Source organism: Sporosarcina sp. Y838, from assembly GCF_056786515.1.
Window position 1 is genome coordinate 31956 of record NZ_JBXCJD010000020.1, and the last position, 19794, is coordinate 51749.

The 19794-nt window shown below is 41.1% G+C and carries 17 protein-coding genes, 18 tRNA genes and 2 rRNA genes; 8 read left to right on the forward strand and 29 right to left on the reverse strand.

Going from position 1 to position 19794, the window contains the following annotated elements; genetic code table 11:
- Positions 1–446: 446 nt before the first annotated feature.
- Complete coding sequence (locus tag AC1TO4_RS16830; RefSeq protein WP_482106264.1) at positions 447–581, reverse strand: hypothetical protein; 135 nt, start codon at positions 579–581, stop codon at positions 447–449.
- 658 nt (positions 582–1239) lie between these two features.
- Here AC1TO4_RS16830 and AC1TO4_RS16835 point away from each other — a divergent pair.
- From AC1TO4_RS16835 to rsgA, 3 genes are all read left to right on the forward strand, one after another.
- Entirely contained in the window at positions 1240–2577 is a 1338-nt protein-coding gene (locus tag AC1TO4_RS16835; protein ID WP_482106265.1) for a hemolysin family protein, read from the forward strand.
- A 633-nt stretch (positions 2578–3210) separates the two neighbouring features.
- Positions 3211–4485, forward strand: coding sequence for an Nramp family divalent metal transporter (locus tag AC1TO4_RS16840; protein ID WP_482106266.1), 1275 nt, complete (start codon positions 3211–3213; stop codon positions 4483–4485).
- A 442-nt stretch (positions 4486–4927) separates the two neighbouring features.
- A complete protein-coding gene (gene rsgA / locus AC1TO4_RS16845) occupies positions 4928–6007 on the forward strand; it encodes a ribosome small subunit-dependent GTPase A (protein WP_482106278.1) in 1080 nt (359 codons plus the stop codon).
- A 60-nt stretch (positions 6008–6067) separates the two neighbouring features.
- Here the strand turns inward: rsgA and AC1TO4_RS16850 are convergent, their stop codons facing one another.
- On the reverse strand, positions 6068–7612 hold the full coding sequence (locus tag AC1TO4_RS16850; RefSeq protein ID WP_482103256.1) for a GNAT family N-acetyltransferase: 1545 nt from the start codon (positions 7610–7612) through the stop codon (positions 6068–6070).
- A gap of 132 nt (positions 7613–7744) precedes the next feature.
- Here AC1TO4_RS16850 and AC1TO4_RS16855 point away from each other — a divergent pair, with 132 nt between their 5' ends.
- Genes AC1TO4_RS16855 through AC1TO4_RS16865 form a run of 3 tightly spaced genes read left to right on the forward strand, consistent with a single transcriptional unit; the run spans position 7745 to position 9530 of the window.
- Positions 7745–8170 (forward strand): disulfide oxidoreductase, encoded by a 426-nt coding sequence (locus tag AC1TO4_RS16855; RefSeq protein WP_482106267.1) that lies wholly within the window; start codon positions 7745–7747, stop codon positions 8168–8170.
- A gap of 1 nt (position 8171) precedes the next feature.
- On the forward strand, positions 8172–8651 hold the full coding sequence (locus AC1TO4_RS16860) for a thioredoxin family protein (RefSeq protein WP_482103254.1): 480 nt from the start codon (positions 8172–8174) through the stop codon (positions 8649–8651).
- A gap of 27 nt (positions 8652–8678) precedes the next feature.
- Entirely contained in the window at positions 8679–9530 is an 852-nt protein-coding gene (locus AC1TO4_RS16865) for an RluA family pseudouridine synthase (RefSeq protein WP_482106268.1), read from the forward strand.
- A 94-nt stretch (positions 9531–9624) separates the two neighbouring features.
- Here the strand turns inward: AC1TO4_RS16865 and AC1TO4_RS16870 are convergent, their stop codons facing one another.
- Complete coding sequence (locus tag AC1TO4_RS16870) at positions 9625–10449, reverse strand: aldo/keto reductase (protein WP_482106269.1); 825 nt, start codon at positions 10447–10449, stop codon at positions 9625–9627.
- Between the two features lie 159 nt (positions 10450–10608).
- On the opposite strand from AC1TO4_RS16870, the gene AC1TO4_RS16875 reads away from it, so the two are divergent.
- On the forward strand, positions 10609–11910 hold the full coding sequence (locus AC1TO4_RS16875; protein ID WP_482106270.1) for an NCS2 family permease: 1302 nt from the start codon (positions 10609–10611) through the stop codon (positions 11908–11910).
- Positions 11911–11947: 37 nt separating this feature from the next.
- Here AC1TO4_RS16875 and AC1TO4_RS16880 read toward each other — a convergent pair whose 3' ends face one another.
- From AC1TO4_RS16880 to queG, 3 genes are all read right to left on the reverse strand, one after another.
- A complete protein-coding gene (locus AC1TO4_RS16880; RefSeq protein ID WP_482106271.1) occupies positions 11948–12250 on the reverse strand; it encodes a hypothetical protein in 303 nt (100 codons plus the stop codon).
- A 322-nt stretch (positions 12251–12572) separates the two neighbouring features.
- A complete protein-coding gene (trmL, locus tag AC1TO4_RS16885) occupies positions 12573–13046 on the reverse strand; it encodes a tRNA (uridine(34)/cytosine(34)/5-carboxymethylaminomethyluridine(34)-2'-O)-methyltransferase TrmL (RefSeq protein WP_482106272.1) in 474 nt (157 codons plus the stop codon).
- Positions 13047–13063: 17 nt separating this feature from the next.
- Positions 13064–14203 carry a tRNA epoxyqueuosine(34) reductase QueG gene (gene queG, locus AC1TO4_RS16890; RefSeq protein ID WP_482106273.1) on the reverse strand — a complete coding sequence of 380 codons (1140 nt, stop codon included), beginning with the start codon at positions 14201–14203 and terminating at the stop codon, positions 13064–13066.
- A gap of 47 nt (positions 14204–14250) precedes the next feature.
- Between queG and AC1TO4_RS16895 the strand changes: the two genes are divergently transcribed.
- On the forward strand, positions 14251–14952 hold the full coding sequence (locus AC1TO4_RS16895; RefSeq protein WP_482106274.1) for a B3/B4 domain-containing protein: 702 nt from the start codon (positions 14251–14253) through the stop codon (positions 14950–14952).
- A gap of 138 nt (positions 14953–15090) precedes the next feature.
- Here the strand turns inward: AC1TO4_RS16895 and AC1TO4_RS16900 are convergent, their stop codons facing one another.
- The 23 genes from AC1TO4_RS16900 to AC1TO4_RS17010 form a co-directional block, all read right to left on the reverse strand.
- Complete coding sequence (locus AC1TO4_RS16900) at positions 15091–15990, reverse strand: hypothetical protein (protein ID WP_482103246.1); 900 nt, start codon at positions 15988–15990, stop codon at positions 15091–15093.
- Positions 15944–16489, reverse strand: a complete 546-nt coding sequence (locus AC1TO4_RS16905) for an RNA polymerase sigma factor (RefSeq protein WP_482106275.1) — start codon at positions 16487–16489, stop codon at positions 15944–15946. Before AC1TO4_RS16905 ends, AC1TO4_RS16900 begins: the two co-directional genes overlap by 47 nt.
- A gap of 323 nt (positions 16490–16812) precedes the next feature.
- Positions 16813–17265 carry an SRPBCC family protein gene (locus tag AC1TO4_RS16910; protein WP_482106276.1) on the reverse strand — a complete coding sequence of 151 codons (453 nt, stop codon included), beginning with the start codon at positions 17263–17265 and terminating at the stop codon, positions 16813–16815.
- A 108-nt stretch (positions 17266–17373) separates the two neighbouring features.
- A tRNA-Leu gene (locus AC1TO4_RS16915) sits at positions 17374–17454 on the reverse strand.
- 38 nt (positions 17455–17492) lie between these two features.
- A tRNA-Cys gene (locus AC1TO4_RS16920) sits at positions 17493–17566 on the reverse strand.
- 8 nt (positions 17567–17574) lie between these two features.
- A tRNA-Gly gene (locus AC1TO4_RS16925) sits at positions 17575–17649 on the reverse strand.
- A gap of 4 nt (positions 17650–17653) precedes the next feature.
- Positions 17654–17725 (reverse strand) — tRNA-Gln (locus AC1TO4_RS16930).
- Between the two features lie 10 nt (positions 17726–17735).
- A tRNA-His gene (locus AC1TO4_RS16935) sits at positions 17736–17811 on the reverse strand.
- A gap of 35 nt (positions 17812–17846) precedes the next feature.
- Positions 17847–17922 (reverse strand) — tRNA-His (locus tag AC1TO4_RS16940).
- A gap of 36 nt (positions 17923–17958) precedes the next feature.
- Positions 17959–18034: transfer RNA gene (locus AC1TO4_RS16945), tRNA-His, on the reverse strand.
- Positions 18035–18060: 26 nt separating this feature from the next.
- Positions 18061–18134 (reverse strand) — tRNA-Trp (locus AC1TO4_RS16950).
- 43 nt (positions 18135–18177) lie between these two features.
- Positions 18178–18262, reverse strand: a tRNA-Tyr gene (locus AC1TO4_RS16955).
- A 14-nt stretch (positions 18263–18276) separates the two neighbouring features.
- Positions 18277–18352, reverse strand: a tRNA-Thr gene (locus AC1TO4_RS16960).
- Positions 18353–18365: 13 nt separating this feature from the next.
- Positions 18366–18441: transfer RNA gene (locus tag AC1TO4_RS16965), tRNA-Phe, on the reverse strand.
- Between the two features lie 139 nt (positions 18442–18580).
- Positions 18581–18656 (reverse strand) — tRNA-Asp (locus AC1TO4_RS16970).
- Between the two features lie 3 nt (positions 18657–18659).
- Positions 18660–18734: transfer RNA gene (locus tag AC1TO4_RS16975), tRNA-Met, on the reverse strand.
- Between the two features lie 91 nt (positions 18735–18825).
- Positions 18826–18900: transfer RNA gene (locus AC1TO4_RS16980), tRNA-Met, on the reverse strand.
- Positions 18901–18968: 68 nt separating this feature from the next.
- Positions 18969–19044, reverse strand: a tRNA-Val gene (locus AC1TO4_RS16985).
- An 87-nt stretch (positions 19045–19131) separates the two neighbouring features.
- Positions 19132–19206, reverse strand: a tRNA-Glu gene (locus AC1TO4_RS16990).
- Between the two features lie 20 nt (positions 19207–19226).
- Positions 19227–19318, reverse strand: a tRNA-Ser gene (locus AC1TO4_RS16995).
- A 4-nt stretch (positions 19319–19322) separates the two neighbouring features.
- Positions 19323–19397: transfer RNA gene (locus AC1TO4_RS17000), tRNA-Asn, on the reverse strand.
- Between the two features lie 44 nt (positions 19398–19441).
- Positions 19442–19557 (reverse strand): 5S ribosomal RNA (gene rrf / locus AC1TO4_RS17005).
- 143 nt (positions 19558–19700) lie between these two features.
- Positions 19701–19794: ribosomal RNA gene (locus AC1TO4_RS17010) — 23S ribosomal RNA — on the reverse strand; the annotation flags it as partial.

Sequence of the window (19794 nt, forward strand, 5' to 3'; positions counted from 1 at the left end):
CTCTTACAGCTATCCGCTTTCAAGAGATTCCTTTTTCAATAGTTTCCTTTGCTGTTTGATGATTAACATCGTCAACACTCCTTTTCTATTTTTTTATGAAACACGCAAAGCGTGATAACACCGAATTTTCTTTAAACTTAAAATTAAAAAAGAGCACACGCCTTTTAAAATAAGCGTGTGCTCATAGAAAGGAACGGTATTGCACCGCTCCATCTGATATTAGTGACAGATTACTAGTGTATGAGTAGGCACGGCTTTTCTATGCAATTGTTTTTAGTCATCATACCTTTTTTCATTTTCCGTACCTCCCTTTCTATTTCGAGTATCTAACTATTCCAGATTAGCATTTCCATTTCCTAGTTGTCAATACCTTTTGAAAATGAGGATAGTTCCTAATAGTGGCACACTACCGATTATCCAAAAGTAACTTGATTAAACACCGGGCACTACGTGTAGAGTTGGTTTTGGATTGCTTTGGATTGAACAACTTCTATAGAATTATCGAGGTGTCTTAGTAAATAGGGATGCGACGTTGTCGCATCCCTATTTACTTTTTCGGTAATCGTATGGTGATTGTTCATCCGTCGCACTCCAAAGATACTAATACAAGTATTGTCTAAGCTTTTTGGGACGAAAGAATAGATCGCTTCTCACATCGAGAGAAGCGGCCAAAGATACAATTTTGGCCGCTCGTGCCTTCTCTAATAGTGTCTCTACTCTTAATTTAGGGATGTCATCACTTACTAACAGAGTATAGTAAAGTAGAGAATACATTATCCAGCGTGCAATAGTGCCCGAAATTGCATCTTCGGGCACTTACACTCTTTAAAGAAAGGTATCTATTCGTTTCTTTAAAAGCAACAGCATTTTTCACTTGAATAGTGTAGGTACGCTGCAGGCAGTTATTCACAACAAGATAACCGTAAAGGGTGTGGACAGAAGTGACGGAGTCACTTCTGTCCACACTTGCCCCTTGGTTAAGATGTCGGGATTAATTCGCCGAAAGCGAGCCGGAAATAGTCCGTGAAAACATTGGCTTTTAAGTCCTTCTCGTCAACCTTTTCTACACGTAAATACTAATAGAAGTTCCTTGGTTTCCTACAATTATACGCTAGAAAAGCGTAACTAATTGTTTTTTTCTTGTAAATAAATTATCATAGACTTAACTAACGATTTTACTACTATAGGAGGTGTACACTTTGTTCTCCCCCTCATCTGGGTTTGGAACAAAGGATTTACTTGGAAATTGCCATACGATTGACAGCATTTGCTGTCTTGATCGCTCTCACCGCATTTTTTGTTGCGAGTGAATTTGCAATTGTAAAGATTAGAACTACACGGATAGACCAACTGATTGCGGAAGGAAATCCACGTGCGGTAGTTGCGAGAAAAGTGGTCGGTAACCTGGACGAATACTTATCCGCTTGCCAATTGGGTATTACCATTACCGCTCTAGGGCTTGGGATGCTTGGGGAACCTACGGTCAAACTTATGCTAGCTCCCCTTTGGGAAAGCTTAAACATTTCAGCTAGCACTTCAAGTATTATTTCGTATATTATTGCTTTTTCAATCGTCACATTTTTGCATGTGGTCGTTGGTGAGTTGGCTCCAAAATCGATTGCAATACAAAGAGCGGAAGAGATTACTTTAAGCTTTTCAAAACCGCTTATTATCTTTTATCGCATCGCCTACCCAATCATCAGAGGAATGAACGGTTCTGCTCAATTTCTTATTAAACTTTTCGGATATAAGTCAATGTCCGAATCAGAAGTCGCCCATACAGAAGAAGAACTTCGGATGATTTTGTCCGATAGTTTAAAAAGCGGTGAAATCAATCAGGCTGAATATAAATATGTAAATAAGATCTTTGAATTCGACGATCGAATTGCCAAAGAAATCATGGCTCCTCGGACAGAAATGATTACAATAGAAAAAGACATGACATTACGTGAAGTGTTCGAAGTAATGGGTGTTGAGCAATATACGCGCTACCCAGTGACAGACGGCGATAAGGACCATATCATCGGTCTCGTCAATATGAAGAACCTTTTAACCGCATTCATTAAAGATCCCGACACTGCGGGTAATCAAGCGGTGACAAGCTATATGCTACCGGTTATACATGTGATTGAGACAATGCCAATCGGAGACTTGCTTCTTAAAATCCAGCGAGAACGGATTCATATGGCAATTTTGATGGATGAGTATGGTGGTACATCCGGTCTTGTAACAATCGAAGACATTCTCGAAGAAATTGTCGGTGATATTCAAGATGAATTTGATATGAACGAAGTACCCGAAATTCAAAACCTCGGAGAAAACCATTATATTTTAGATGCAAAGATTCGGATTGAACATGTAAATGAAATTCTAGGCATTTCGATTGATGAAGAAGATATCGATACAATCGGCGGTTGGTTCATGACACAACGTTTCGAAGCTATACAAGGTGAAAAAATTATCGAACAAGGATTTGAATTCACTGTTAAAGATGTGGAAGGTCATCACATTCTTTACTTGGAAGTTATGAAATTTGAAGAGGAAGAAACCGACGACACTACGGAATTATCGATGTAATCCTAACTTTAGGTGGTCTCCTTTTTGGAGGCCGCTTTTTTGTTATGTATTTGAGTGTAAGCAAACCAATCTTCAGTCCGTTACTTCCTTATACCTTTCATAACTTCACAAAACGCTACAAAACGACGCAATTCGAAACGGCTCATTTTTTCCTTTTTTGGAACAAAACTACAATTTACATTTCCACTGCAATAATTTTAGTCCCTTTTCTAAAAACTATGCAAAATTTTGATTGCTAAAATGAAACTATCAAGTTATAATTACCCTAGTTACACCATTCGTACAATTGTACGTATAACGTACAGCCATTATTCTCTATTTATAACATTTCAGAATTGCAAATTTCCACTAATCTTTGAAAAGAAATGTAAGGGGTTACATGACTGACTATTTCTTTATAAAGAGCAAGGATAACTTGCACAGATTACTAGTTACACCCAAAGAGCCATTTATCATGTCACCGGTGGCCAATCACTGCGAAAAATGTCAGTTCTACACTTATTACTGATTTTGCATGATTAAAACGAACAATTTGGCATCGCGACACTTTGTGTTGGTGGAGGTCAAGGAAAGTCAGTTAGAATCCCTTCAGTCATGATCGGTTCTTTCACTACAAACTTAGGAGGTATTTTTATGACAACGCAGCTTGATCAACAACTTCTTCCACCAAAAACGATTGGGGAAAAATTGAGAAATATCGGTCCAGGGATTGTTGTTGCAGCTACTGGGGCAGGAACAGCGGATTTAATCACTTCGCTTGTAATCGGGACTCAATTTGGAATGACATTTGTTTGGGCCGTAATCGTCGGTTCTATTTTGAAGTATTTTTTGAACGAAGGCGTTGGTAGATTCACCTTGGCAACTGGCAGAACCATCTTAGACGGATGGCAGCAGCTAGGAAGTTGGGCTACTGGTTATTTCGGGGGGTATTCGATTATTTGGGGCTTCGTCTACGGCGCTGCCGCATCTTCAACATCCGGAATGGCGATGCATGCTATGTTCCCTATCATGCCAATTTGGGCATGGGCTATCATACACGCGGTCGTCGGTTTTATCTTAATTTGGTTTGGTCGCTATCTCCTCTTTGAAAAAGTTATGACTGTCTTAATTGGCGTCATGTTCGTTACGATAATCGGAACAGCAGCCCTTTTCTTACCGAGTTTCGGTGAATTTGCATTCGGCTTAGTACCTCGTGCTCCGCAAGGTTCCTTTATTCTCATGCTCGGTTTAATAGGTGGTGTGGGTGGAACGATTACGATGGCATCCTATGGGTATTGGCTAAGAGAAAAAGGTTGGAGCGGTAAACAGTGGATTCCCGCAATGCGAACGGATGCAAAAATTGCTTATATCCTGACTGGTCTTTTCACATTAGCTGGACTTATCATAGGTGCACAGTTTTTAGCTGGAACTGGCGTCAGCATTCGAGATGATGAAGGATTGGTTAAATTAGCGGGTATGCTTGGAGCTGAGTTCGGAACTCCAATGAAATGGATGTTCCTAGTCGCATTCTGGTCCGCAGCCTATTCATCACTTCTAGGCGTATGGAATGGCGTGCCTTATCTTTTTGCTGATTTTGTGAAAACTGTACGTAAAAAGAAACAACCTGGGAAACAAGAAGTGTCCGCAAAAGATCCTGCTTACCGATTTTATTTGATTTGGCTGACATTCCCTCCATTGATTTTAATGTATTTCGGAAAGCCTGTTGAACTCATTATTCTATACGGCGCATTAGGAGCTCTGTTCATGCCGTTTTTGGCAGCTTCATTGCTATTCCTATTGAATTCGAAAGATGTAGAAAAAGAATCAAGAAACAAATGGGTGCCAAACACAGTCTTAATTGGTTGTCTTATCATGTTTGGATACCTTGGTGTGCAAGAACTGACTAAACTAATTATGAGATTTATTTAAAAGAGACTAGTAAGTTAAATGAGGCTGTCCAGAAAGTCAGTACACTGACTTGTTGGACAGCCTTTTGGTTTTCTATCAAAATTAATCCCAAAATATCTTCGCTAAGAGCAGAATTTAGTGTGACCTGTTTGGAATGTGTTGTTAAATTCAGGGAAAGTTTTTTCTTCTATAAGTAGAGTGAAAAGTCTGCATTGACTTACCTCTTTCATTTTGTTAATATTAATTCATCTTACAGAAAGCAGGTGAAGTTTTATGGCTAATTTAAATGTACCTAATGTCAATTTGATCGGACCCATACTTTCACCTGCCGTGCTTTTTTAGTAAGCATGCTTCTTCTGTTATGCGCGTGAAAGCCGTGGTGTCCGATCAGGACCTACGGCTTTTTTATTGTTTAGCGCTCTGCGCTTTTCTAGCATGCACATAATAGGAGGAAAACAAATTGATTAACTTAAACGAGTACGGTTGGAATATATCCCACGAAGCTAATTGGGCAAAATTAAATGAAAACGCAAAAATGAATAAATACGTCCCTGGGCGTGTCACACTTGAACATAAGAGGATGTATCGCGTTGTTACAACTGAAGGTGAATGGCTTTCTGTTTGTTCAGGTACGATGCAATATGTTGCTGATGATCGACGGGACTTCCCTGCTGTCGGTGATTGGGTTGCGGTTGAAAAGATGCCAGGTGAGGAACGGGGCATCATTCATGCCATTTTACCTCGCACGTCACTGTTCTCCAGAAAAGCGGCGGGTTCAACAATTATCGAACAGATTATAGCAGTCAATATTGATGTTGTTTTTCTGGTTATGTCGATGAATAAAGATTTCAATCCACGACGATTAGAACGGTATTTGGTTGCTACCTATGACTCAGGTGCAAGCCCTGTTGTTGTTTTAACAAAAAAAGACGTTTGCGATAACCCATCACATTATATAGAAGAAGCACGTAATATTGCACTGGGTGCCGATGTTTTTGCAGTGAGTAACGTCACGGGTGAGGGTATTAAAGAACTAACGACACTATTAGTAGGCGGTAAAACTGCTGCGCTGTTAGGCTCCTCTGGCGTTGGTAAATCCTCACTAACAAATGCCATTTGTGGCGGTCAAACAATGGTTGTACAAGATATTCGCGATGATGACGACAAAGGGCGGCATACAACGACACATCGTGAACTTGTTAAAATTCCTGGCGGTGGTGTACTTATCGATACGCCAGGAATGAGAGAGTTCCAGCTCTGGGATAATGGCGAGAGCTTGGATTCAGGTTTCAAAGACGTGGAAGCATTTGCAGATGCATGTAAATTCAACGATTGCCAACATAACAATGAACCCGGATGCGCTGTGCAGGAAGCACTTGCTACCGGCGCTTTACCCGAAGACCGCTATGCAAGCTATTTAAAGCTTCAAAAAGAATTAGCATTCCTCGAGCGCAAAATGGACACCGCCGCTCAAGCTGAAGAACGAAATAAGTGGAAAAAGATTACAAAAAGCATGCGGAATCATCCTTCCAAGAAGAATTAATTCAACAAAAAAAGCGCCACGCACACCGGATTTCTCGGAATGCGTGGCGCTTTTCAACTATTAATCCTTCTTATACTCAATATGATACACGTCATGCCTTCTATCTTTCAATTGCTTAACAGTTCCATCTTGACGCTGACGGCGTAATATCTCAAGGTCGACATCACCGATAAGAACCATTTCCAAGTTAGCATTCGTTTCACCGACGATGCCATCACGGGCAAATTCGAAATCGGATGGTGCGAATATGGCTGATTGCGCATATTGGATGTCCATATTTTCCGTTTGTGGCAAGTTGCCGACTGTCCCTGATATCACGGTATAAATTTGATTTTCAATGGCACGGGCTTGTGCACAATAACGGACGCGTAAATAACCTTGGCGGTCTTCAGTACAGAATGGTGTGAAAATAATATTAGCACCCATATCGGTCGCAATACGTGCGAGTTCCGGGAATTCGATATCATAGCAAATCTGAATCGCGATTTTCCCACAGTCCGTATCAAACACGCGCACCGCATCACCTGCACTAATCCCCCACCATTTCCGTTCATTTGGCGTAATGTGAATCTTATATTGTTTTTCAATTGAACCGTCTCGACGGAACAAGTAGGAGATGTTATAGATTTCTTCATTCTCTTCTTCTACAAAGTGGGATCCACCGATAATATTCACGTTGTAACGCACCGCTAAGTTCATAAACATCTCAATGTATTGTGGCGTATACTCTGTCATTTTACGAACCGCTTGGCTCGGTGATACTTCATCCATAAAGGACATGAGCTGGGTCGTAAATATTTCCGGAAAAACCACGAAATCAGAATTGGCATCCGAAGCGACATCCACGAAGTATTCACACTGATGAGCCATCTCTTCAAACGAATTGATTTTACGCATTAAATATTGAACAACACAAATACGGACGGGATAACTCGTTTTAAAATGTCGTTTTGTCAGTGGTTTATAATCAACATTATTCCATTCCATAAGTGTTGCATATTTCTTAGATGCTTTATCATCCGGTAAATAATTCGGATTAACCCGCATCAATGTAAAGTCGTTCATCAACTGAAAAGTTAGTACAGGGTCATAGATTTTATGGCGTGACACAGAATCCACATATTCTCGTGGGGACATTTCATCCGCAAATTTATGATAGTTCGGAATACGCCCTCCGAGGATAATCGACTTCAAGTTGAGCTCTCTTGCAAGCTCCTTACGCGCTTCATACAAACGCTGACCGACTTTCATACGTCGATAGTCCGGATGAACCATCACTTCAATACCGTACATATTATAACCGTCGGGATTATGATTGGTTATATACCCTTCATCTGTTACATCATCCCATGTGTGCCGGTCGTCATACTCGTCGAAGTTGATAATCAGACTTGAACAAGAACCTATGATTTCTCCATCTAACTCAGCAATTAGCTGTCCTTCTGGGAACTTCTCCAAATGACTTTTCAGATGACCTTCTTCCCATGGATCCATACCCGGAAAACACAATTCCTGCATACCTAAAAGCTTCTTTATATCCTCAAATTTCATCTGACGGATAATCATACTAATTTCAAAATTGGACAAATCAAATTCCTCACTCACCTGAAACACCTCTTCCAAACTTGTTTGTATTCATTATATCGCAGTGTCCCGTTAGTTAATAATATTTTACTTGATTCACTTCACGCTCTATAATCAAACATGTATGAAGTTACTAAAGCGGGAGTTGAAACTATGCAAAAACGAATGGAAAACAGTCTAATTCTTATTTGGACAGTTTCGCTGGTGGCAACACTCGGTTCGTTATACTTTTCGGTAGTAAAAGGGTATGAACCATGTACCTTATGTTGGTACCAGCGGATCCTGATGTACCCTATCGTACTCATTTCAGGTATTGCCCTTTTCCAAAAAAATGCGAAGATTGCTTTAACCACAGCAGTTTTTTCTATTATTGGAGGCAGCATTTCTCTATATCATTATGGACTCCAAAAAATTAGTTTCTTGGGCGACAGTGCGCCGACATGTGGAAATGTTTCTTGCACCGGGCAATACATAAACTACCTAGGATTCATCACTATTCCTTTTTTGGCGTTAACAGCATTTTTAATCATCTTTATCACAAGCCTTTTCATGTTAAAATGGCAGAAGGAGTCGAAGTAATTTGAAAAAACTATTGATTATCGGCGGAGTTATTATTGCTATTTTTATTCTAATTGTCGTCTTAGCGAACAAAGCAAACGAAACAAAATTGAAAGACAATCCTTATGATACGGACAATCTCGAGAAATCAACCATTGATTTGATTGGCAATGAAAACTATAGCAATATCGTACAACCAGATGAACTTTTCAAAAAAATCGAAGCTGGTGAATCAGTTACTGCTTACTATTTCCATCCTGAATGTCAATATTGCATAGCAATGACGCCCGTAATGATGCCAATCGCCAAGGAAATGAATGTCAATGTACAGCAATTTAACATGCTAGAATATGGAGATAAAGTAGGAATGAATACAGACTACAAAATCGAATCTTGGCCAGCACTTGTCCATTATGAGAATGGAAAAGAAGTTGGACGAATGCTTGGTGGACAACCAGAGGAAAATATTCGTGCGTTTTTCAATGAATTCGAAGGAAAATAATGAATACGTGTAGGAAGGTTGATTTGGATGACGTTATTTCATTATAAGACAACAGAAGACAATATGACGGTCGAGCATTTGCTCAAGGATAAATGGCAGGGTGGGAAAAAGACAGTCCATTTAATGCGAATGGGGAAAAGTGTACTAGACTCAACTGGCGAGCCTGTCGATGATTGGCGGGAACCCCTCGTTTCTGGTACAGAGTTGGTTTTCACTTTTCCCGACGCAGCATCAACATACGTTCCTGACGAAGAAGTCGACGTAACTGTGTTATTCGAAGACGAACATATCCTCGCAGTCGTAAAGCCCGCCGGCATTTCAACCCATCCCGATGGACCGCGTGAAACCGGTACACTGATGAACGCTGTCATGGCGTATATAAAAAGCAATGGCGGTACATATGCTGAGCATATCCATCGTCTCGATAAAGGTACTTCCGGTGTCGTCCTTATTGCGAAGCATCCAATTGCGAAAGCACTTTTCGACCGGATGATTGAGAATAACGACATCAGCAGAAAATACATTGCAGAAGTAGACGGATACCTGAAAAGGCCTAAAGGTTCAATCAGACTGCCTATCGGACGCGATCGACATCATCCAGCGAAACGTTTGGTCTCAACGTCAGGACAATCTGCTGTTACAAACTTTCGACTCATTGAGCGCAAAGAAGATACGTCCATTGTTGAAGCTGAACTGGAAACAGGACGCACACATCAGATTCGTGTGCACTTGTCTCATCTTGGACATCCCGTTAAAGGCGATACATTATACGATGGCAGTGAAACGGAAGATGGCAATTATCGATTAACTGCAGCTGCAGTATCGTTCATCCATCCATTTACAGAGCAACAGACACTAGTTGAAATGAAAGATATGTAAAAAATGCCATGGAGGGTGTTTCTCCATGGCATTTTTTTTGTATTATAAGGTCAATTGACAGATGCCAATCTCAAAACGCTCGTCCATTTTCAACTTAATAAGTATCCGGATCAGTTCCCGTTCGTTCGTCGAGATTTAGTGCATTAATCGAATCCATCTCTTCAGGCCTTAGTTCAAAATCGGCAACTTCACTATTCTCCCGAATTCGTTCAGGCGTCACTGATTTGGGTATGACGATAAGATTATTCTGCAGATGCCAACGAATAATTACTTGTGCAGCGGTTTTATCATATTGTTCACCAATTTGAAGAAGTGTTGGTTCCATAAGCAATTTCCCACGTGCTAGCGGAGACCAAGAAGTGACAGCAATGTCGTTCTCTTTACAAAACATACGTAGCGGTTCCTGCGTCAGATGTGGATGAAGTTCAATCTGATTTACCATTGGTGCAACATTCGCTTTAACAAGTATTTTTTCAAGATGATGTATGTGATGATTGGAAACACCCGTTGCACGAATGAGCTTCTCATCATATAGTCGTTCGATTGCTTTATATGTATCCGTGTATTTTCCAGTGATTGGCCAATGTGTTAAATAGAGATCCAAATAATCTAAGTTCAATTTCTTTAAGGAAGTCTCAAACGCACGCAATGTATCATCATATCCTTGATCCGTATTCCAAACTTTTGATGTAATGAACAGCTCTTCCCTTGGAACTCCGGAATGTCGAACAGCTTCTCCTGTTTCTCTTTCATTGTCATAGATGGCCGCTGTATCGATTGCACGGTATCCAGTTTCGATTGCATAGGAAATTGCTTCGACCGTCTGCTCGTGTTCTGTCATTTTATAAACACCAAGACCTAATTGTGGCATTTCCACACCATTTCCAAGCTCAATTGTTCCAGTAAATCGTTTTGACATTGTGTATTTCCCCTTTCTAACCTTTATACTACTAATTGTACAAGCGTCATTCGAATAGTACGAATTCCCTGATTAAAAGTCAGAGTTGAATTTAATTGTAAAAACGAATATTATTGTAATTGAACCTCATTTCGTTCGTATTTTGAAAGGAGAATTACGTTGTTCCATTTAAAAAAGAATAATACCACAGTAAAAACTGAACTATTAGCCGGTATGACTACTTTTTTAACAATGGCTTATATCGTCATTGTTAACCCCATTATACTTGCTGACGCAGGTGTACCGTTCGAACAAGTATTCATTGCGACGATTATCGCGGCTGTTGTTGGTACACTCTGGATGGCCCTTTTCGCCAACTATCCAATTGCGATTGCTCCTGGGATGGGATTGAACGCTTATTTCACATCTATTATTCTTGCCTCTGATGGACAACTCGATTATATGACCGCTTTTTCCGCAGTTTTCGTTGCTGGACTATTATTTGTTCTCTTATCATTGACATCTTTCCGCGAAAAATTAATCGAATCCATTCCCGAGAGCTTGAAACTGGGAATTACGGCCGGGATAGGATTATTCATTGCCTTTATTGGTTTACGGCTCTCCGGACTCGTTGCTCCACATGAAGCGAATCTTGTTAAGCTTGGCGACCTCACCTCACCACCGGTTCTACTTGCTTTATTCGGCCTTCTAATTACGATAATTCTTATGACGCTGAATATCTATGGCTCGATTTTCATCGGAATGATTTTGACGGGAATTGTCGCAGCATTTACAGGTCAGCTTAAATTTGAAGGCGCTTTATGGAAAATGCCTCATTTACCTGAGGGTATTTTAGTCTGGAATCCCATTACGGCAGTCGGGGATGTTATCTCACACGGTTTGTATGGTGTCGTCTTTGCCTTCCTTATCGTGACCTTGTTTGATACAACTGGTACGATGATTGGCGTTGCAAAACAGGCTGGCCTGATGAAAGGAAACAAGCTACCACGTGCACGTCATGCATTACTTGCAGATTCTATTGCAACGACATTTGGCTCCATGTTTGGAACGAGCCCTACATCAGCTTACATTGAATCTTCCTCTGGCGTAGCAGTAGGTGGCCGGACAGGTTTGACAACACTGACAGTGTCAATTCTATTCCTTGTCGCGGCATTTTTTGGTCCGCTCGTAAGTTCGTTATCGAGTGTCTCAGCGATAACCGCTCCTGCTTTAATCATTGTCGGAAGTCTGATGATTGGCGCTGTCAAAGATGTAGACTGGGATTCTTTCGATGAAGCATTCCCGGCATTTTTAGTTATTCTGACGATGCCGCTTACTTCAAGCATTGCGACAGGTATTGCACTAGGCTTCATCACCTACCCGCTTTTAAAAGTGGTTAAGGGGAAAGGGAAACAAGTTCCTGTGCTGTTGTATATTTTCGCAGTACTGTTCACCTATCAACTGTTCTTTTTACCACATTAAAAAATGCGCTTCCGTTTTTAGGCGGAAGCGCATTTTCTTATATCTTTACTCTGCGGCTAGAAGTGATTGCCGATAGTAAGAGCGCTCCTGCAGTCAGTAGGTGCATGAACCAGCCTATAAGTGGGATGGCACTCACTACGCTTGTTACAAGACCTAGGATCGATGCAGACTTGCCTTGCATCTCACGGATTGAAAGAATTAACGTAATTGCGTGTAGTACAAACATGACGACAAGTGCCGAATAGCCAGTACCTATGACAAAAGCTCCCCCAATGAGTGGAATTGCGAGAAACCCTTCAGCAATTGCTGTTACCCATTTCATTCCTGTAGAACAATTCATATATATCTTACCTCCATATCGTTTTAGTCGTTATGTTATATACGGACAAGCGAACAAAAAGTTTCACTATTCTCTGCTCTGTCACAATTTTTCCAGACGGTCGTTTCAATTCCAATAAAAATAGGGTATACTTAATAAAGCTACTAATGAATTTACAGGAGGTACCTATCATGACAGTAATTCTAATTATAGGTGTTTGCTTCGCATTCCTATCTGCAATTTTTACAGGTGGATACGATGATAAGCCTGGTAAAGTTAAGATACCTGGTCAAAGAAAATAATGATTAATACACGGGACATGCCTTCTGGCTGTCCCGTTTTTTCATGCCAGTCCTGGATAATTTTGCTGTCTAAGTGCTTCATAAATAAGAATAGCAGCAGCATTCGATAAATTGAGTGACCGTATATTATCATTCATTGGAATCCTAAGACATCTATCTTCGTTTTCACGTAAAACGTCATCAGGTAGTCCGCTCGTCTCTTTTCCAAAGACGAAAAATATATCTTGTGAAACATTTGAATAATCAAAAGCAGTATGAGGTTTATCTCCATGCTTCGTCAAAAAATAAAACAGGGCATCGGGATTATCTGCAAATAATTCACGAATTCCTTCATGATACGTAATATCTACATGTTCCCAGTAATCAAGCCCCGCCCGTTTCAACATTTTATCATCTGTCGAAAAACCGAGTGGCTTGATAAGATGCAATTTTGTTCCTGTTCCCGCGCATGTCCGTGCAATATTCCCTGTGTTTGCAGGAATGAGCGGTTCAAATAATGCTACATGTATTGCCATTTCAACACTTCCTCCACTTAAACTCTTTCTTTCCAGCTATTTGCCGCCTTTTCTAATTCAGCGCGCACTTCCGGATCTTCCTCTTTCAATAATGCTTCCTTAATAGCTACATGTCCTTCTTCCAAACCAATTCGACCAAGTGCCCAAGCAATCGTACCACGAATGACGGGCCTCGGATCATTCTCTAGCATACTGATTAATTCAGGTACCGCAGACTCCTCCTTGAAATGCGCGAGTGCAATGATTGCATTTCGTTGAATCGGGTTTTTTCCGCGCCAAGATCCTGATACATGGCCAAACTTCTCTTTAAATTCACGATTCGACAACTTAAGAATCGGCTGAAGAAGCGGCTTAGCCAGTTCAGGGTCCGGTTGGAAAGCGTGCTGATGTAAATTATGCTTACCTTTATTTTTCGGACATACCGTTTGACATGTATCACACCCGTACACTCGATTACCAAACTCCATCCGAAATTCTTCCGGGATTGGGAGTTTCGACTGTGTTAGGAAAGCAATGCAACGCTGCGCATTTAACTGCCCTCCTTGAATCAAAGCACCCGTTGGACATACGTCAAGACAGAGTCTACATTCCCCGCATTCATCTTCCATCGGAACGTCTGGCGCAAATGGGATATTCGTGATCATTTCACCTAGGTATACATATGAACCAAACTCCGGTGTAATAATTGAACAGTTTTTTGCAGACCAACCGATGCCTGCTCGTTCTGCAACAGCACGATCAGAAAGTTCCCCCGTATCGACCATAGACTTTACTCTAGCGGTGGGTACTTGTTCCAATATAAATTTCTCAAGAAGTCCCAACTTCTCCCGTAAAACCGTATGATAATCTGTACCCCAGGATGCACGGCAAAAGATTCCTCTTCTTTCCCCTTTTTTCCCTTTCGGTGAATCAGCCATTTTGGATGGATACGCAATAGCTATTGAAATGATACTCTCTGCTTGATCTAGCAGAAGTCCAGGTTCAGTCCGTTTGTCTAAATCTTTTTCCTCAAAACCCGACTGAAAGCCAAGATCTTGCTGGCGCTTCAAGCGGTTTTTCAATTCACGAAATGGTGCAGCTGTTGTAAAACCGACTTTATCAATCCCAATCGACTCCGCATAAGCCCTCACCAACTGTTGCACTAGAACAGCATTCACACTGTATCACCTCCACTATGCTACTATTGAATTAAACTATATAAAGGGTGAATTTATTGAATATTAAATTAGCGAAAGACCTATTAGAAGCCGTGCCCGATTTAAAATTGGGCATTAACCATTATACCAAAATTACAGTGTCAGAATCGCCTCAAATGTTAAAAGGAAAATTGCAATTATTCCAAGAGCAACTTTTCTTTGAATTTGAGGATAAATCTATTACTGATTTACCCGCTATTAAGGAATGGCGTACGATATGGAAAACACTTGGCGCGGATCCAAATCGCTACCGCAATTCTTCAGAAGCACTTATGCGTCGGATCAAACAGGAAAACTTCATTAACCCATTCCATAATGCCGTCGACTTAAACAACTTCTTATCCTTGCAGCATTCAATTCCAATGGGCATCTATGATTTCCAAAAAATCGTCGGTGATGTATTGGTTACGACAGGTACCAACGATGATGGATATGATGGGCTAAATGGCCGTTTCAATTCGTTAAAAGACATTATACTCTTGAAAGATGATTATAGCTCATTTGGAAGTCCCTATGTCGATTCAATCCGAACAGCAGTAACTGAAGAAACGACTGAAGCAATGCATATCTACTTTCTACGCCCATCCATGGATGCGGCTAAAGCTTTTGAACTGACGAGAGCATGTGGAAATATGTTCACAAGCCTTAGCGGCGGAGACGTTCGTTCTTATGTTTTACATAAGGAACAGACATCTATTGAAGTAGGCTGATAGTGTTTATAATTGAGGGGAATGAACCGAAAAGCTACCAAGCTAACTGCAATGGTCAACCCCAATGTAGTATAATCTGATCTCCCATAATGGAAATCGCCCCTTCCGCATCGACGGAAAGGAGCGATTTTTTTAGCTTCAATTTTTGAATGGCTTTGTTTTCTCACCATCGATGAGTAATGTCCAGGTGCCATGCTCTGGTAATTTTAAATTCCCTTGATAGTGATAAATAAATGAACCCGCTCCAATATAGCTGCCGCCTTGGGCAAAAACATGTTCAGACACTATACTTCCTTTCTTATTCAGTAACTTCACTTCTATTTCCTTCCCACTATCCACTGAACTTTCAATTGTGATTTCAGTCTCCTCACCTACTTTAAGTTCCATTGGTTGATTAATCAAAGTATAATGTTCGGTCTTTGGAAATGGTGGAAGGACTTCAATTGTGAATTCCTCTAGTAATTGATCATTCACAAGGAAGGAAAGTTGCCATTCACCCTCTGTCGGAAATGGTGGAAAACTAGTCAATATCTGTTGAATATCTTCAGCAAATAAAAACCCATCAAAAATCCCTTCAGACATTGTAATCTTTTTATTGTAAGTATTTCTAGCTTCAACTGTGTAATTTTCACCTGCGAGTTCTGACGCATCCCCCCAAAAGTAGAGCATCATCTTTGCTCCTCTTCTAGCATCTTCTGCAACAAATTTCTCGTTAAATAACATTCCCACCTTACCTTCAATTCCAGTCACTTGATAATTACTATCTGCTAAGTTGAAGGTTTCCGCTTCTCCCGATGTAAATTCGACTTGAGGCTGAAACGACTGTCTCAGTTCATAAAACCAATTATTTGATAGGGCAAGAACAAATACAGTCGCACATAGTAAAGTGAATACAATGATAGGGTTAACAAATTGTGCTCTCTTTCTAGATTTCGTCCTCCTTTTCAAAGCCAGGCTGACTCTTTCTTTCTGTTCTACATTCAATGTGTATTTAGGAAGGTTTTTCAGATTTTCTTGTAAGTTCTCCACCCTCTTCATTAGCATAGCCCTCCTCCACAAGTATTTCCCTTAGTCTCTTTAACGCTCGATGAAACGTGACATTCACTTGATTCACATTACTTTTCAGTATTTCACTCACTTCTTTAGGCGTTAGCTCTAATATGCCCCTAAGTATTACCACTTCTTTATATCGCGGAGAAAGTTGATGAATTGCTTTGTATAATTGGATAATCTCCTGGTTCTGAATTGTTTGGTCTTCCAATTCATTTGAATGTCTTTGCTCACGGAAAAATAAGTATTTGATTTTCCCCCATACTTTCCTTCTGCGATATTCATCGACGACCTTGTTCCTTGCGATTGAAATCAACCACGTTTTCGGATGGGATTGATTTTTGAAGCTAGACATCTTTTTCATAGCAATCATGAAGGTCTCTTGTACAAGGTCCTCGACGTCCAGTGAACCTGTATAGTAAGTTAGGAAACTCGTGATATCCCTTTCGTACAGTCGAAACCACTCCTCGATTTTATGGTTCGTCACACAATCTCCCCCCCTTTAATTATTAGACGATTTATTATGTAAATTATTACAGATAAATAAGAAGACATGTTACTTCAAAGGTTAGAATGAAACTTCGCCTATTTCTTCCCCCAAAAAACTCCCTTTACCAATTTAAAAAAAGTTTTGGTAAAAGGAGTTTTTTCACTATATTAGTTTAAATATTGAATCCGGTTAATAGCCTGAGCGTAGGTGCCCTAAAAGGTCTAGTCGAAGCGGGTTGGAAGGAATTCTTGATTTCAATTTATATAGTAGATAAATTCAATACTTATTTATCAAGTCACCTTTTCGTGACGAAACACCCGTTACTCACTTTCTGCAATATCCTTCAGAGCTATAGCCCGACTCATGATAAAATTCTTCATATAGCTTTCCAAGAACAACTTATCTGCTATAACACCAATCAGTCCAAAAGGTGATGTATATTGAAATCTGTCAATCATCAGAGTGCCATTATCCTTTTCAATAAACTCATGAATATGTGTGAAAGAGTGAAAGGCGCCTTTCACCAATATATCTTCAAACAGATAGGGTCTATTCATTACTGTTATTTTTGCAGTCAGCCTTTGCTTTATACCGAAATGAACAGCTTCCCATGTGACAACATCCCCAGCCGACAATAAACCTGTCGTAATGCCACCCACGGCTTTCTCTTTCGTACTTTCTGTTGTACGAGTATGAATATCCACATCACGTGTAAGATCAAAGCAGCGTTCAATAGGGGCATGAATAAACTGCTGATGTTCTATTAAAGGCATATTGATTCCTCCACCCGATTTTCTTTCAATCACTTTAGAAAAACCATACCACAGTAGTTAAAAGTAAGCATAAAAAAACACAACCGAAGTTGTGTTTTTTCCATATGATACCCGAGGCCGGACTTGAACCGGCACGCCTCGCGGCATCGCATTTTGAGTGCGACGTGTCTGCCATTCCACCACTCGGGCATAGTAATATTCATTTTCCATACTGTAGTAATAAAATATGGAGGCGGCAACCGGAATCGAACCGGTGGTAAGGGTGTTGCAGACCCATGCCTTACCGCTTGGCTATGCCGCCGTAGAAATTGGAGCGGAAGACGGGATTCGAACCCGCGACCCCGACCTTGGCAAGGTCGTATTCTACCACTGAACTACTTCCGCAAAACTGGGGTAGCTGGATTCGAACCAACGAGTAACGGAGTCAAAGTCCGTTGCCTTACCGCTTGGCTATACCCCAAAAAGATAAATGGGGCGACTGAAGGGAATCGAACCCTCGAGTGTCGGAACCACAATCCGATGTGTTAACCACTTCACCACAATCGCCATGATATCTCATTTGAATTGAAAAAATATAAAAATGGGGCGGCTGAAGGGAATCGAACCCTCGAGTGTCGGAACCACAATCCGATGTGTTAACCACTTCACCACAACCGCCATGATGTTTATTTTGATTTGAGAAAGTGTAAAAAATGGGGCGACTGAAGGGGATCGAACCCTCGAATGTCGGAACCACAATCCGATGTGTTAACCACTTCACCACAATCGCCAAAATAATAAGTTGAATTAAAAAAATGGCAGGGGCAGTAGGAATCGAACCCACATCAAAGGTTTTGGAGACCTCTATTCTACCGTTAAACTATGCCCCTAAATGGAAATTCATTTCAACACATAATTCATGTTAAAAAAAGTTGGTGGTGGGGGGCGGATTCGAACCGCCGAACCCGTAGGGAGCGGATTTACAGTCCGCCGCGTTTAGCCACTTCGCTACCCCACCACAATAGGTGTATATGGTGCCGGAGAAAGGACTTGAACCCTCAACCTACTGATTACAAGTCAGTTGCTCTACCAGTTGAGCTACTCCGGCATATTAAGTTAAATGGTGGCTCAGGACGGAATCGAACCGCCGACACAAGGATTTTCAGTCCTTTGCTCTACCGACTGAGCTACTGAGCCACATGTTTGGCTTTTGTTAAGCTATGCACCTTTATGTCTAATTCAATCATTCGGTCAGTCACGTAACTACATACGTTCTATCCTATATTCGATTGCTTCAACTATCTGCTTGCTTATTCTAAACCTTTAATATAAAAAATGGCGGTCCCGACCGGGATCGAACCGGCGATCTCCTGCGTGACAGGCAGGCATGTTAACCGCTACACCACGGGACCATTTGGTTGCGGGGGCAGGATTTGAACCTGCGACCTTCGGGTTATGAGCCCGACGAGATACCACTTCTCCACCCCGCGACAACAATATAAAATATCAATAAATGTATATGAACCTGAACCTTCTATTGTACAAGAATTGTGTATAAAAGGCTGTATTCACAATAAAATTTGGTTGCGGGGGCAGGATTTGAACCTGCGACCTTCGGGTTATGAGCCCGACGAGATACCACTTCTCCACCCCGCGACAATAGTATTTATATAAGTAAATATATGGAAGTTTATTTAAGCGGTGGATCTGCTTAAAAAACTTAATGGTGGAGAATGACGGGCTCGAACCGCCGACCCCCTGCTTGTAAGGCAGGTGCTCTCCCAGCTGAGCTAATCCTCCTGGGTAAAATATTGATAAACTCTTTTTAAAACTTCGTTTAAAGTACTTATGGATTACTCTTTTCAAAACTTCGTTTTGAAAAAGCATTGGTGACCCCTACGGGATTCGAACCCGTGATACCGCCGTGAAAGGGCGGTGTCTTAACCGCTTGACCAAGGGGCCATTATTATGAAAGTAAATTCTGGTGGAGAGCAAGGGATTTGAACCCTTGAAACAGCGTTAGCCGCTTACACGATTTCCAATCGTGCTCCTTCAGCCACTCGGACAGCTCTCCTAAATGGCTCCGCAGGTAGGACTCGAACCTACGACCGATCGGTTAACAGCCGATTGCTCTACCACTGAGCTACTGCGGAATAATATAAAGATCATACAGTAAGTATGTTCTTTTGGAATAACAGACCAGCGACGTCCTACTCTCACAGGGGGAAACCCCCAACTACCATCGGCGCTGAAGAACTTAACTTCCGTGTTCGGTATGGGAACGGGTGTGACCTCTTCGCAATCGTCACTAGACTATTTTCCACAAGACAAGATTAATTATATCAAGACTTGTTGGCTATTGCAAGCGTTTTTACAAAATAATTAATTTTGTTCGCTCAAAACTGAATGAAACAGACATTGTGTGCATGAATCAGGGTAATCAAACCTTCTTCAAAATGGTTAAGTCCTCGATCGATTAGTATCCGTCAGCTCCACACGTCGCCGTGCTTCCACCCCAGACCTATCAACCTCATCTTCTTTGAGGGATCT

Excerpts from the sequence above, each read along its gene's own strand:
- AC1TO4_RS16910 (WP_482106276.1), bottom strand. The coding sequence starts at position 17,265 with ATGCCTTTAATAGAACATCAGCAGTTTATTCATGCCCCTATTGAACGC.
- AC1TO4_RS16855 (WP_482106267.1), top strand. The coding sequence starts at position 7,745 with ATGCAAAAACGAATGGAAAACAGTCTAATTCTTATTTGGACAGTTTCG.
- AC1TO4_RS16865 (WP_482106268.1), top strand. The coding sequence starts at position 8,679 with ATGACGTTATTTCATTATAAGACAACAGAAGACAATATGACGGTCGAG.
- AC1TO4_RS16870 (WP_482106269.1), bottom strand. The coding sequence starts at position 10,449 with ATGTCAAAACGATTTACTGGAACAATTGAGCTTGGAAATGGTGTGGAA.
- AC1TO4_RS16840 (WP_482106266.1), top strand. The coding sequence starts at position 3,211 with ATGACAACGCAGCTTGATCAACAACTTCTTCCACCAAAAACGATTGGG.
- AC1TO4_RS16880 (WP_482106271.1), bottom strand. The coding sequence starts at position 12,250 with ATGAATTGTTCTACAGGAATGAAATGGGTAACAGCAATTGCTGAAGGG.
- AC1TO4_RS16830 (WP_482106264.1), bottom strand. The coding sequence starts at position 581 with ATGAACAATCACCATACGATTACCGAAAAAGTAAATAGGGATGCGACA.
- AC1TO4_RS16900 (WP_482103246.1), bottom strand. The coding sequence starts at position 15,990 with ATGAAGAGGGTGGAGAACTTACAAGAAAATCTGAAAAACCTTCCTAAA.
- trmL (WP_482106272.1), bottom strand. The coding sequence starts at position 13,046 with ATGGCAATACATGTAGCATTATTTGAACCGCTCATTCCTGCAAACACA.